This is a genomic window from Achromobacter sp. 1011791174 (assembly GCF_059760925.1).
Genome location: NZ_JCBANH010000033.1, coordinates 22,392 through 36,251, shown reverse-complemented (window position 1 = coordinate 36,251; position 13,860 = coordinate 22,392). Strand labels below are relative to the sequence as shown.

Annotated in this window: 11 protein-coding genes; 10 read left to right on the top strand and 1 reads right to left on the bottom strand. The window is 64.9% G+C overall.

Annotated elements, in window-relative coordinates; genetic code table 11:
* The first annotated feature begins 10 nt into the window (after positions 1–10).
* From nuoG to AC6LJ5_RS13830, 10 genes are all read left to right on the top strand, one after another.
* Entirely contained in the window at positions 11–2,338 is a 2,328-nt protein-coding gene (gene nuoG, locus AC6LJ5_RS13875; RefSeq protein WP_392409673.1) for an NADH-quinone oxidoreductase subunit NuoG, read from the top strand.
* The gene (gene nuoH, locus AC6LJ5_RS13870) at positions 2,338–3,411 is read left to right on the top strand and encodes an NADH-quinone oxidoreductase subunit NuoH (RefSeq protein ID WP_103273065.1); all 1,074 of its coding nucleotides are present in this window, start codon (positions 2,338–2,340) and stop codon (positions 3,409–3,411) included. The genes nuoG and nuoH overlap by 1 nt, the downstream gene beginning before the upstream one ends.
* Before the next feature lie 21 nt (positions 3,412–3,432).
* Positions 3,433–3,921: an NADH-quinone oxidoreductase subunit NuoI gene (gene nuoI, locus AC6LJ5_RS13865; RefSeq protein ID WP_103273066.1), complete on the top strand. Its 489-nt coding sequence runs from the start codon at positions 3,433–3,435 to the stop codon at positions 3,919–3,921.
* 17 nt (positions 3,922–3,938) lie between these two features.
* Entirely contained in the window at positions 3,939–4,595 is a 657-nt protein-coding gene (locus AC6LJ5_RS13860) for an NADH-quinone oxidoreductase subunit J (RefSeq protein WP_103273067.1), read from the top strand.
* Entirely contained in the window at positions 4,592–4,900 is a 309-nt protein-coding gene (nuoK, locus tag AC6LJ5_RS13855) for an NADH-quinone oxidoreductase subunit NuoK (RefSeq protein ID WP_103273068.1), read from the top strand. Before AC6LJ5_RS13860 ends, nuoK begins: the two co-directional genes overlap by 4 nt.
* A 17-nt stretch (positions 4,901–4,917) precedes the next feature.
* Positions 4,918–6,939 (top strand): NADH-quinone oxidoreductase subunit L, encoded by a 2,022-nt coding sequence (gene nuoL / locus AC6LJ5_RS13850; protein WP_498140757.1) that lies wholly within the window; start codon positions 4,918–4,920, stop codon positions 6,937–6,939.
* Entirely contained in the window at positions 6,936–8,438 is a 1,503-nt protein-coding gene (locus AC6LJ5_RS13845) for an NADH-quinone oxidoreductase subunit M (RefSeq protein WP_103273070.1), read from the top strand. The genes nuoL and AC6LJ5_RS13845 overlap by 4 nt, the downstream gene beginning before the upstream one ends.
* A gap of 9 nt (positions 8,439–8,447) precedes the next feature.
* Complete coding sequence (gene nuoN / locus AC6LJ5_RS13840) at positions 8,448–9,935, top strand: NADH-quinone oxidoreductase subunit NuoN (RefSeq protein WP_103273071.1); 1,488 nt, start codon at positions 8,448–8,450, stop codon at positions 9,933–9,935.
* A 13-nt stretch (positions 9,936–9,948) separates the two neighbouring features.
* Positions 9,949–10,278, top strand: coding sequence for a DUF2818 family protein (locus AC6LJ5_RS13835; protein WP_498140756.1), 330 nt, complete (start codon positions 9,949–9,951; stop codon positions 10,276–10,278).
* A 342-nt stretch (positions 10,279–10,620) separates the two neighbouring features.
* Positions 10,621–12,888, top strand: coding sequence for a TonB-dependent receptor (locus AC6LJ5_RS13830; RefSeq protein WP_103273073.1), 2,268 nt, complete (start codon positions 10,621–10,623; stop codon positions 12,886–12,888).
* A gap of 97 nt (positions 12,889–12,985) precedes the next feature.
* On the opposite strand, the gene serB is transcribed toward AC6LJ5_RS13830, so the two are convergent.
* The gene (gene serB, locus AC6LJ5_RS13825; protein WP_498140755.1) at positions 12,986–13,843 is read right to left on the bottom strand and encodes a phosphoserine phosphatase SerB; all 858 of its coding nucleotides are present in this window, start codon (positions 13,841–13,843) and stop codon (positions 12,986–12,988) included.
* Between the last annotated feature and the right edge of the window lie 17 nt (positions 13,844–13,860).

The window sequence follows — 13,860 nt, the reverse complement described above, 5'->3', positions numbered from 1 at the left end:
AGGAACAGCAATGGTTGAACTAACCGTCGACGGCAATAAGGTCGAAGTGCCCGAAGGCAGCATGGTGATGCATGCGGCCCAGAAGATCGGGCTTTACGTGCCGCATTTCTGCTACCACAAGAAACTGTCCATCGCGGCCAACTGCCGCATGTGCCTGGTTGAAGTGGAAAAGGCGCCCAAGGCGCTGCCCGCCTGCGCCACCCCCGTTACCAACGGCATGGTCGTGCACACCTGCTCCGAGAAGGCTCGCGCCGCTCAGCAGTCGGTGATGGAATTCCTGCTGATCAATCACCCGCTGGATTGCCCGATCTGCGATCAGGGCGGCGAGTGCCAGCTGCAGGATCTGGCCGTGGGCTATGGCGGCTCTTCCTCGCGTTACCAGGAAGAGAAGCGCGTGGTGTTCCACAAGGACCTGGGCCCGCTGGTGTCGGCCGAGGAAATGAGCCGCTGCATCCACTGCACCCGCTGCGTGCGCTTCGGCCAGGAAATCGCCGGCGTCATGGAACTGGGCATGCTCGGCCGTGGCGAACACTCCGAGATCACGTCCTTCGTGGGCCGCTCGATCGAGTCCGAACTGTCGGGCAACATGATCGACATCTGTCCGGTGGGCGCGCTGACCTCCAAGCCCTTCCGCTACAGCGCGCGCACCTGGGAGCTGGCCCGCCGCCGCTCGGTCAGCCCGCACGACAGCCTGGGCGCCAACCTGGTCATCCAGGTCAAGGGCGACCGCGTCATGCGCGTGGTGCCGTTCGAGGACGAAGCCGTCAACGAATGCTGGATCAGCGACCGCGACCGCTTCTCGTATGAAGGCCTGAACAGCGAAGACCGCCTGTCCGCGCCCATGATCAAGGGCGCCGACGGCAAGTGGCAGGAAGCCTCCTGGGCCGACGCGCTCCAGGCCGTGGCCCAAGGTCTGTCGCGCGTGCGCGACAGCTTCGGCGCCGGCCAGATCGGCGCGCTGGCCTCCGAGTACGCCACGCTTGAAGAGTACGCGCTGCTGGGCCGCCTGGTCCGCGCGCTGGGTTCCGAGAACATCGACTTCCGCCTGCGCCAGACCGACGCGTCCTTCGACGCCGCCCTGTCGGGCGCGCCGTGGCTGGGCATGCCCATCGCCGAGCTGGACAACCTGGACCGCGTGCTGGTGGTCGGTTCGTTCCTGCGCAAGGACCACCCGCTGATGGCCCAGCGCCTGCGCCAGGCCGCCAAGCGCGGCACGCAGATCCTGCTGGTCGACAGCGCCGCCGACGATCCGCTGATGCCGGTCGCCGGGCGCATCACCGTGGCGCCCTCCGAGTTGGCGCGCGCGCTGGCCGAAGTGGCCGTCGCGCTGGCCCAGGCCAAGGAACAGGCCGTGCCGGCCGAGTTCGCTTCGGTCACGCCGGGTGAACAAGCCAAGATCATCGCCGCCAGCCTGGCCTCGGGTTCCAACAGCGCCGTGCTGATGGGCAACCTGGCCGTGGCCAGCGCCCAGGCCTCGACCCTGGCCGCCAATGGCCAGGCCGTGGCCGCGCTGGCCGGCGGCAAGTTCGGCTTCCTCACCTCTGGCGGCAACACCGTCGGCGGTTATCTGGCTGGCGCCGTGCCGGGGCAGGGCGGCAAGAACGCCGCCGCCATGCTGGCCGAGCCGCTGAAGGCCTACGTCGTGCTGCACGCCGAGCCGTTGCTGGACGCCGACAACGGCGGCCAGGCCGTGGCCGCGCTGCGCGGCGCGCAGTTCGCCGTGGCGCTGACCCCGTACCGCTCGGCTGCCGCCGACTGGGCCGATGTCATGCTGCCCGTGTCGCCGTTCACCGAAACCTCGGGCACCTACGTCAACGCCCAGGGCCTGCCGCAAAGCTTCAAGGGCACGGTCGCGCCGTTCGGCCAGACCCGTCCGGGCTGGAAGGTCCTGCGCGTGCTGGGCAACGTCCTGCATCTGGCCGGCTTCGACGACGAGACCTCCGAGTCCGTGCGCGACACCGTGCTGGCCGGCGGCGTGGAAAATCGCCTGTCCAACGCCATCAAGGCCCAACCGGGCCTGGGCCAGGTCCTGGGCGGCCTGGAGCGGGTGGCCGACGTGCCGATCTATCGCAGCGACGCCATGGTGCGCCGTTCCGAGCCGCTGCAGGCCGCGCCGGCCTCGAAGCAGCCCGCCGCGCGCATGAACGGCCGCACGCTCACCAGCCTCGGCCTGACGGCCGGCGTCAAGGTGCGCGTGACGGGCGGGCAGGGCGCCGTCGAACTCGAAACCGTGCAGGATGATGCCGTGGCCGATCGCGCCCTGCGCATCTCCGCAGCCTTTGAAAGCACCGTGGCCCTGGGTGGCGCATTCGGTCAAATCAGCGTGGAGCGTGCCTGATGGAATGGCTTAATGTTCTCCAGAGCCACGGCCAGGCGTTGCTCGGCCCGACGGTCTGGCTGGTTCTGTGGACGATCATCAAGATCGTCGTGATCGCAGTGCCCATCATCCTGTGCGTCGCGTACCTGACGTACTGGGAACGCAAGATGATCGGCGCCATGCACGTCCGCATGGGACCGAACCGCGTGGGCTTCAAGGGGCTGCTGCAGCCCTTCGCCGACGTGTTCAAGCTGCTGACCAAGGAAGTCGTGGTCCCCAGCGAAGCCAACAAGGTGCTGTTCGTGGTGGCGCCGGTCGTCACCCTGATGCCCGCGCTGGCGGCCTGGGCCGTGGTGCCCTTCGGCCCCGACGTGGTGCTGGCCAACGTCAACGCCGGCCTGCTGTACGTCATGGCCATCACGTCCATCGGCGTGTACGGCGTGATCGTGGCCGGCTGGGCCTCGAACTCCAAGTACGCCTTCCTGGGCGCGCTGCGCGCCTCGGCGCAGATGGTGTCGTACGAACTGGCCATCGGTTTCGTGCTGGTCACCGTGTTGCTGGTGTCGGGCAGCCTGAACATGTCCGAGATCGTGATGGGCCAGACCCGCGGCTGGTTCGCCGACAAGGGCCTGAACTTCCTGTCCTGGAACTGGCTGCCGCTGCTGCCGCTGTTCGTGATCTACGTGATCTCGGCCGTGGCCGAAACCAACCGTCACCCGTTCGACGTGGTCGAAGGCGAATCGGAAATCGTGGCCGGCCACATGGTCGAATACTCGGGCATGGCCTTCGCGCTGTTCTTCCTGGGCGAATACGCCAACATGATCCTGCTGTCCTGCATGGCCTCGATCATGTTCCTGGGCGGCTGGACCGCTCCGATCGAAATCGCCCCGCTGACCTGGGTTCCGGGTTGGATCTGGCTTGGCCTGAAGACGTTCGTGGTGGTCTCGTTGTTCGTCTGGTTCCGCGCGTCGTTCCCGCGTTACCGCTACGACCAGATCATGCGTTTGGGTTGGAAGATCTTCATCCCGCTGACCGGCGTGTGGCTGGTCGTTGTGGCGATCTGGATGCAGACGCCCTGGAATATTTGGCGCTAAGCCGCCAGGCAGAGGCACGATATGGAAGCGATCAAGGATTTCTTCGGCAGCCTGATGCTGACCGAATTGCTCAAGGGCATGCGCCTGACGGGCAAGTATTTCTTCAAGCGCAAGGTTACCTTGCGCTACCCCCAGGAAAAGACGCCGATGTCGGCGCGTTTCCGTGGCCTGCACGCGCTGCGCCGTTATCCCAACGGCGAAGAGCGCTGCATTGCCTGCAAACTGTGCGAAGCGGTGTGCCCGGCGATGGCCATCACCATCGAATCGGACCAGCGCGAGGACGGCACCCGCCGCACCACGCGCTACGACATCGACCTGACGAAGTGCATTTTCTGCGGCTTCTGTGAGGAAAGCTGCCCCGTGGACTCGATCGTGGAAACGCACATCCACGAATACCACGGTGAAAAGCGCGGCGACCTGTACTTCACCAAAGACATGCTGCTCGCCGTGGGCGACCGCTACGAAGCCGACATCGCCCGCCGCCGGGCCGAAGACGCTCCCTACCGTTGAGCCCAGGGTCCTGATCCATGACTTTTACCACTGTCCTTTTCTACCTGCTGGCCGCCGTGCTGGTGATCGCGGCGTTCCGCGTGATCACCGCGCGCAGCCCGGTCACCGCCGTCATGCACCTGATCCTGGCCTTCGCCAACGCGGCGATGCTGTGGATGCTGCTGGGCGCCGAGTTCCTGGCGCTGCTGCTGGTGCTGGTGTATGTGGGCGCCGTGATGGTGCTCTTCCTCTTCGTGGTCATGATGCTGGACATCCGCATCGACGCCCTGCGCGGCGGCCTGAAGACCTACCTGCCGCTGGGCCTGGTCATCGGCCTGGTCATGGTCGTCGAGATGGCCTTCGTGCTGGGTTCGACCTGGTATGGCGCGGGCCCGCAGGCGCCTGTCGCCGGCGACTACAACAACGCCCGCGCGCTGGGCGAGCTGATGTATACGCAGTACGTCTACGCCATTGAAGTCGGCGCCGCGCTGCTGCTGGTCGGCATGGTCGCCGCCATCGCGCTGACCCTGCGTCGCCGCCGCGACGTCAAGTACAACGACCCCGTCGCCGCCGTCCGGGTGCGCGCCAAGGACCGCTTCCGCCTGGTGAGCATGCCCGCCCAGAGCGAGCGCGCCCTGGCCAAGCAGAACGGCACGCAAGCCGACGCTGCCGCGCCGCAAGGAGAAAAACAATGACGCTGACGCTGGCCCACTACCTGATCCTCGGGGCGATCCTGTTCGCCATCGGCATCTTCGGCATCTTCCTGAACCGCCGCAACCTCATCATCCTGCTGATGTCCATCGAGCTGGTGCTCCTGGCCGTCAACATGAACTTCGTGGCGTTTTCCAGCTGGTTCGGCGACGCCGCCGGCCAGGTGTTCGTGTTCTTCATCCTGACCGTGGCCGCCGCCGAGGCGGCGATCGGCCTGGCCATCCTGGTGCTGCTGTTCCGCAACCTGAACACGATCAACGTTGACGAACTCGATCGCCTGAAGGGCTGACGGGGTATTGGAAGAATATGTCTAGCTCACCCAATCTCTACCTGCTCATCGCGCTGGCGCCGCTGGCCGGGGCAATCCTCGCGGGCCTGTTCGGCACCGGCTTTCTCGGCCGGCCGATCGGACGCCGCGCCTCGCACGTCATCACCATCCTGGGCGTGCTCATCTCCGCCATCGGTTCGGTGGTGGTGCTGGGCGACGTCCTCAACGGCCTGCGCTTCGACGGCGCGGTCTACACCTGGAGCCTGATCGGCCAGACCAAGCTGGAAATCGGCTTCCTGATCGATCCGCTGTCGGCCATGATGATGGTCGTGGTGACCTCGGTCTCGCTGATGGTGCACATCTACACCATCGGCTACATGGCCGACGATCCCGGCTACCAGCGCTTCTTCTCGTACATCTCGCTGTTCACGTTCTCCATGCTGATGCTGGTGATGTCGAACAACATGGTGCAGCTGTTCTTCGGCTGGGAAGCGGTGGGCCTGGTGTCGTACCTGCTGATCGGTTTCTGGTACACCCGTCCCACGGCGATCTTCGCCAACATGAAGGCGTTCCTGATCAACCGCGTCGGCGACTTCGGCTTCGTGCTGGGCATCGGCCTGCTGTTCGCCTACGCCGGTACCATGCACTACGGCGAAGTCTTCGCCCAGGCCGACAAGCTGGCCAAGCTGACGCTGCCCGGCTCGGACTGGATGCTGCTGACCGTGGCCTGCATCTGCCTGTTCATCGGCGCCATGGGCAAGTCGGCCCAGGTTCCGCTGCACGCCTGGCTGCCCGACTCGATGGAAGGCCCGACCCCGATCTCCGCGCTGATCCACGCCGCCACCATGGTGACGGCCGGCATCTTCATGGTCGCGCGCTTCTCGCCGCTGTTCGAGCTGTCCGACGTCGCGCTGTCCTTCATCATCGTGATCGGCGCCATCGGCGCGCTGTTCCTGGGCATCCTGGGCATCATCCAGAACGACATCAAGCGCGTGGTCGCGTACTCCACGCTGTCGCAGCTGGGCTACATGACCGTGGCGCTCGGCGCCTCGGCCTACTCGGTGGCGATCTTCCACCTGATGACCCACGCCTTCTTCAAGGCGCTGCTGTTCCTGGGCGCGGGCTCGGTCATCATCGGCATGCACCACGACCAGGACATCCGCAACATGGGCGGCCTGCGCAAGTACATGCCCATCACCTGGATCACCTTCCTCCTGGGCACGCTGGCCCTGGTCGGCACGCCGTTCTTCTCGGGCTTCTACTCGAAGGAACACATCATCGAAGCGGCAGGCGCCGCCAAGGTGTGGGGCGCGAGCTTCGCCTACTACGCGACGCTGATCGGCGTGTTCGTGACCTCGCTGTACTCGTTCCGCGTGTACTTCCTGGTCTTCCACGGCAAGGAACGCTTCGACACCAGCGGTCACGGTCATGGCCACGGCCACGACGATCATGGCCACGACGACCACGGCCATCATGGCGGCACGCCGCATGAGTCGCCCTGGGTTGTGACCCTGCCGCTGCTGCTGCTGGCGATCCCCTCGGTGCTGATCGGCGCCTGGGTCGTGGATCCCATGCTGTTCGGCAAGTTCTTCGACGGCGTGATCAAGGTCCTGCCGCAGCATCCGGCCATGCACGAGCTGCACGAAGAGTGGCACGGCTGGGTCGCCTTCGGCATGCACGCCTTCCAGACCCTGCCGTTCTGGCTGGTCGTGGCTGGCGCCGTCATCGCCTGGTACTGCTACCTGATCAACCCGAAGGTTCCGGCCGCGATCAAGTCCAGCCTGTCGGGCGTGAACAGGATCCTCGAGAACAAGTACTTCGTGGATTGGATCAACGAGCAGATCATCGCGCGCGGCGCGCGCTGCCTGGGCCGTGGCCTGTGGCAGACCGGTGACCGCGGCCTGATCGACGGCCTGCTGGTCAACGGCAGCGCCCGCGTCGTGGGCTGGGTCTCCGCGATCAGCCGCCACCTGCAGTCCGGCTTCATCTATCACTACGCGTTCGCGATGATCATCGGCATCATGGCGCTGGTGACTTTCTTTGTGCTGATTCCCCAATGATGGCAAGCGAGATGGCATCCAACACTTTCCCCTGGCTCACGCTTGCGATCTTCGTACCGATCGTATTCGGCCTGCTGGTGCTGGCGGTGGGCCGTGACGACCGTCCCGGGCTCACCCGCGGGCTGTCGCTGATCGGTTCGATCGCGGGCTTCCTCGTCACCATTCCGCTGTACACCGGCTTCAACACCAAGACGGCCGCGATGCAGTTCGTCGAGAAGACGTCCTGGATCGAAGCCTTCAACGTCAACTACCACCTGGGCGTGGACGGCATTTCGCTGTGGTTCGTGCTGCTGACGGCCTTCATCACCATCATCGTGGTGCTGGCGGGCTGGGAAGTCATCACCAGCCGCGTGGCGCAGTACATGGCCGCCTTCCTGATCCTGTCGGGCCTGATGGTGGGCGTGTTCGCGGCGCTGGACGGCATGCTGTTCTACGTGTTCTTCGAAGCCACGCTGATCCCGATGTACATCATCGTGGGCGTGTGGGGCGGACCGAACCGGGTCTACGCGGCCTTCAAGTTCTTCCTCTACACGCTGATGGGCTCGCTGCTGACGCTGGTGGCCTTCATCTACCTGTGGAACGCCTCGGGCGGCTCGTTCGATATCCTGTCCTGGCACCAGCTCAAGCTTGGCCAGACGCCGCAGATCCTGATCTTCGTGGCGCTGCTGGCGGCCTTCGCCGTCAAGGTGCCGATGTGGCCGGTGCACACCTGGCTGCCGGACGCCCACGTCGAGGCGCCCACGGGCGGCTCCATCGTGCTGGCCGCGATCATGCTGAAGCTGGGCGCCTACGGCTTCCTGCGCTTCTCGCTGCCGATCGCCCCTGACGCCTCGCACAGCCTGGCCGGCCTGATGATCGCGCTGTCGCTGATCGCCGTGATCTACATCGGCCTGGTCGCCATCGTCCAGGACGACATGAAGAAGCTGGTGGCCTATTCGTCGGTGGCCCACATGGGCTTCGTGACGCTGGGCTTCTTCATCTTCAACACGGCCGGCATCGAAGGCGCCATCGTGCAGATGATCTCGCACGGCTTCGTCTCGGGCGCCATGTTCATGTGTATCGGCGTGCTGTATGACCGCATGCACTCGCGCCGCATCGCCGACTACGGCGGCGTGGTCAACGTGATGCCGCGCTTCGCCACGTTCTTCATCCTGTTCTCGATGGCCAACAGCGGCCTGCCGGCCACCAGCGGTTTCGTCGGCGAGTTCATGGTGATCATGGGCGCGGTCGAGCACAACTTCTGGATCGGCCTGCTGGCGGCCACCGCCCTGATCCTGGGCGCTTCGTACTCGTTGTGGATGGTCAAGCGCGTGGTGCTGGGCGACGTCGCCAACGATCACGTGCGCGAGCTGACCGATATCAACCGTCGCGAATTCCTGATTCTTGGCGTGATGGCGATCGCCGTGTTGTACATGGGGATCTATCCCAAGCCCTTTACCGACGTGATGCACGTGTCGGTCGAGGCCCTGCTGCAACACGTTGGCGTCTCGAAACTGTAAGACAAGACAATGATGCAATCCCAAATCGATTTCGCCCTGGCGACACCGGAAATCCTGCTGCTGGTTTTCGGCCTGGCCATCCTGCTCGTCGACGCGGTGAGCAATCACCCCGAGCGCAAGCCGACGTTCTGGCTGACCATGCTGGCGCTGGGCGTGTTGACCGTCGTGTCCGCCATGCAATGGAGCGCCGGCGTCAAGGGCAAGACCTTCAATGGCCTGTACGTCACCGACGAACTGTCGCATCTGCTGAAGATCGCGTCCTATGTGGCCGTGGCCGTCACGCTGGTCTATGGCCGCGTCTACGCCCAGGTCCGCGACATGCTCAAGGGCGGTGAACTCTACGTCCTGACGCTGTTTGCGCTGCTGGGCCAGATGGTCATGATTTCCTCCGGGAACCTGATCTCCATCTACCTCGGCCTGGAACTGATGTCGCTGGCCCTGTACGCGCTGATCGCGCTGCGCCGCGACAACGTCGTCGCCACCGAAGCCGCCATGAAGTACTTCGTGCTGGGCGCGCTGGCCTCGGGCTTCCTGCTGTACGGTATGTCCATGGTCTACGGCGCCACCGGCCACCTGGACCTGGCCGAAGTCGCCAAGGTCGTCGCCGCCGGCAAGGCCGAGAAGATGGCGCTGGTGTTCGGCATCGTGTTCCTGGTGTCGGGCCTGGCGTTCAAGCTGGGCGCCGTGCCGTTCCACATGTGGGTGCCGGACGTGTACCAGGGTTCGCCCACGGCCGTCACGCTGATCCTGGGCGGCGCGCCCAAGCTGGCCGCCTTCGCGATCACGCTGCGCCTGCTGGTCGACGGCCTGCACGGCCTGGCCGCCGACTGGCAGCCGATGCTGATGATCCTGGCGGTGCTGTCGCTGGCCATCGGCAACCTGACCGCCATCGCGCAGACCAACTTCAAGCGCATGCTGGCCTACTCGACCATCTCGCACATGGGCTTCGTGCTGCTGGGCCTGATGTCGGGCACGGTCGCCGGCAAGCCGGACGCGTCGGCCGCCGCCTACGGCGCCTCGCTGTTCTACATGCTGACCTACGTGCTGACCACGCTGGCCAGCTTCGGCATCGTGCTGCTGCTGTCGCGCCAGGGTTTCGAGTGCGAGCACATCGACGACCTGAAGGGCCTGAACCGCCGCAGCCCGTGGCATGCCGCCATCGTGCTGCTGCTGATGTTCTCGCTGGCCGGCATCCCGCCGCTGGTGGGCTTCTATGCCAAGCTGGCCGTGCTGCAGGCGCTGGTGGGCGCGGGCCACGTCACGCTGGCCGTGATCGCCGTGGTGTTCTCGCTGATCGGCGCGTTCTACTACCTGCGCGTGGTCAAGGTCGTGTACTTCGACGAGCCGGCGGCTGACGCCGCCCCGATGGTCGCTTCCGCCGGCCAACGCGCGGTGCTGTCGGTGAACGGCCTGTTGATCCTGGTGCTGGGCATCCTGCCCGGCGGCCTGATGGCGCTGAGCGTCCAGGCCATCCGCAGCTCGTTGAACCTGCTGTAAGCGGACGGACCGGATGAACCAGACCCTGGCGGTATGGCTCCTGATCGCGCTGGCCCTGGTCAGCGCGAACCTGCCTTTCCTGACGGAGCGCGTGTTCGCCGTGCTGCCCTGGAAGCAGGCGGGGCAGGCCGCAGTCAAGCCGTTCTGGCTGCGTCTGGTGGAAGTGCTGGTGTTCTACCTGGTCGTGGGCGCGCTGGGTTTCGCCTTCGAGTCCACGCTGGGCAACCGTTTCTCCCAGACCTGGGAGTTCTACGCCATCACGCTGAGCCTGTTCCTGGTGCTGGCTTATCCGGGGTTTGTGTACCGGTATCTGTTCAAGCGGCATCCCAGGCTGCGCAGCTAGTGAATCCCCTTGCCTAGCGGTTCCCGCCGACGAAAGACGCCCTACGGGGCGTTTTTTGTTATGGGCGGTGTGATGGGCTGCCCGCCTTCGCGAAGCCGCCTGCGGCAGCCGTGGCGGCATTTCTGATCATTCAATCTTCAGTCAGGAACGGATGGCTCCGAGAGGATGAGCGAGGGTGTGTCATAAGCCTCTATATATGACGAAGAGACGCCGATTCTTGTTGTTTTTTCGTCCTGTGAGCCGGTAAATATTCAATTTTCAGCGAACGTTCAGCTTTGAAGTTCACAATCGCAACCCATCGAAAAACAAGAATCGTTGTTATTCATATTCTGGAGAAGCCTTGTGAAGCCCGAAGACTCCTTTGCCGTCACGTCGCTCAGCGGCTCGCTGGCGGCAGTGCTGGCGACCCCCGCGCTGTTCCTGACGGCCGGCGCGCACGCGCAGTCGTCGGGCCAGGGCGCGACGCAGCTGGCGCCTGTCCAGGTGCAAGGCGAAGCCTATACGCCCTATGACGTCAAGGAATCGGGTTCCAAGAAGTTCACCGCGCCGCTGCTGGACACGCCCAAGTCGGTGCAGGTGATTCCCCAGGAAGTCATCCAGAACCAGGCGGCGTCCTCGCTGACCGATGTGCTGCGCAATTCGCCCGGCATCACCTTCGGCGCGGGCGAGGGCGGCAATCCGCTGGGCGACCGGCCGATCATCCGAGGCTATGACGCCCAGGCCAGCACCTATGTGGACGGCATGCGCGACATCGGCGCGACGTCGCGCGAAGTCTTCAACCTGGAGCAGGTCGAAGTGGTCAAGGGCTCGGACGGCGCCTTCGGCGGCCGTGGCGGCGCCGGCGGCAGCGTCAACCTGATCAGCAAGACGGCCAAGGCGGAAGACTTCACCGCCGCCAGCCTGGGCATCGGCACTGACAGCTACTATCGCGGCACCATAGACAGCAACTGGCAGCTGGGCGAGAAGACGGCGTTCCGCCTGAACGCCATGTACCACGATGCCGATGTGGCCGGCCGCGACATGGTCAACAACAGCCGCTGGGGCGTGGCGCCCACGATCACGTTCGGCCTGAACTCGCCGACCCGCGTGACCCTGAGCTACTACCATATGCAGACGGACGACCTGCCGGACAGCGGCATTCCGTATGCCTATCCGAGCACCAAGGTCAAGCGCGACGGCAGCTACATGGGCGTGAGCCGGACGGGCCCCGCCGATGTCAACCGCAAGAACTTCTACGGCCTGGCCAGCGACTACCGCAAGACCACGTCCGACATGGGCACGATCGGCATCGAGCACGATTTCTCGGATCGCCTGACGCTGCGCAACATGACGCGCTACACCTACTCCACGCAGAAATACGTGTGGACCCAGCCGGACGACAGCCAGGGCAACGTGCTGAACGGCCGCGTCTGGCGTCGCGCCAACACCCGTGACAGCCGCGTCGACAGCCTTGCCAACCAGACCGAGCTGGTGGGCAAGTTCGACACCGGCTCGTTCAAGCATAGCTTCAACGTCGGCCTGGAAGTGTCGAAGGAAGAGGGCAAGAAGGATTCGATCGCCGTGAATCGGGGCACGGGCTCCGGCAAGGACAATGCCTGCAACTTCCTTGGCGCCGCGTCCAAGTACAACTGCACCAGCCTGTACGATCCCGATCCGCATGATCCCTGGGTCAATACCCTGGACGGTGAACGCGTAGGCCAGCCGACTCGTTCGCGCACGATTTCGAAGTCGCTCTACGCCTTCGACACGGTGGAACTGTCGCCGCAGTGGCTCGTGAACGGCGGCCTGCGCCTGGATCGCTACGAGACCAAGTTCACCAACACGCCCGCCAACAACTACACCGTGATCAAGCGCAATGACACGCTGTGGAACTACCAGCTGGGCCTGGTGTACAAGCCGGCGGATAATGGCAGCATCTATGTGTCGTATGCCACCTCGTCCACGCCGTCGAACAGCGACTCGGGCGAAGGCGCGGGCAATGGCCTGGCTCCTGGACGCGGCGGCGCCGGCGCGAATGCGGCCGACATGGCTCCCGAAAAGAACAAGACCTACGAACTCGGCACCAAGTGGGAAGTGCTGGATCGCCGCATGACGCTGACGGCCGCGGTGTTTCGCACCGAGACCACCAACGCGCGCCTGACCCTGCCGGACAACACCTACGCGATGGCCGGCAAGAAGCAGGTCGACGGCTTCGAACTCGGCTTCTCGGGCAGCATTACGCCGGCCTGGCAGGTCTTCGGCGGCTACACCTTCCTGAAGAGCAAGATCAAGGACGACGGCGTCGCCACGGACAAGGGCAACGACTTCCCCAACACGCCGCGCAACGCCTTCAACATCTGGAGCACCTACGCGGTGACGCCGGACTTCACGGTCGGCGGCGGCGCCTATTACGTGGACAAGCAGTACGGCAACACGGCCAACACGGCCTACATCCCGTCGTACTGGCGCTTCGACGCGATGGCCGGCTACCGCTTCAACAAGAACTGGAACATGCAGCTGAACGTGTTCAACCTGTTCGACAAGACGTACTACGACAAGGCTTACGCCGCACACTACGTCAGCGTCGCGCCGGGCCGCTCGGCAATCCTGAGCGTGAACATGCGCTACTGATCCGGGTCTGTCCCGGCAAGCAAAAAGCCACCGTAAGGTGGCTTTTTGCTTTGCGGCGTTGGGAACAGGCCGCGAGCGCGGATGGCTGTTTCCGTGCTCAGCTCTCGAACCAGTTCAGCACGCCATCCAGCCCCGACACGTTCAGCGCATAGCGCGTCTGCTCGCGCACCAGCGGCTTGGCGTGATAGGCCACCGGGAAGCCGGCCGCGCCCAGCATCTTCAGGTCATTGGCGCCGTCGCCCATGGCGATGGTCTGTTCCTTGGTGGCGTCGTGCTGGCGCGCGAACTCGCGCAGGTAGACGGCCTTGGCGTCGGCGTCCAGGATGTCGCCCAGCACGCGGCCGGTCAGCACGCCATTGTCGATCTCCAGCGTGTTGGCGTGCGCGCTGTCCAGCTTCAGGCGCTCGCGCAGCCGGTCGGTGAAGAAGGTGAAGCCGCCCGACACCAGCAGCACCTTGATGCCGGCGGCCTGCGCGGTGCCGATCAGCCGTTCGGCGCCCGGATTCAGCCGCAGCTTTTCCGCGTAGACCTGTTCCAGCGCCTCGGCCGGCACGCCCTTGAGCAGCGCGACGCGGCGGCGCAGGCTTTCGGAGAAGTCCTTGATCTCGCCGCGCATGGCGGCTTCGGTGATTTCCGACACCTTGTCCTTGACGCCCGCCACGCCGGCGATCTCGTCGATGCACTCGATGTTGATCAGCGTGGAGTCCATGTCCATGGCCAGCACCTTGCAGCTGGACAGTTTCAGGCCGGCGGGCAGGAAGGCGGCATCGATGCCCTTGCTTTCCCCCCAGGCGCGGACCTCGGCGCGGGTGGCGTCGTCGTGCTGCACGTCGAGCAGGCGGGCGGCGGTGGCGCTGATGCGGGCCACGCCCTGGGCCTGGGCCAGCGCGGCCAGCTGCTCCGCCTGGTCGACGGTCAGGGCAGGGGATTGGACGACGAGGTGATGAGTAGTCATAAGTTTGCGAATAAGGA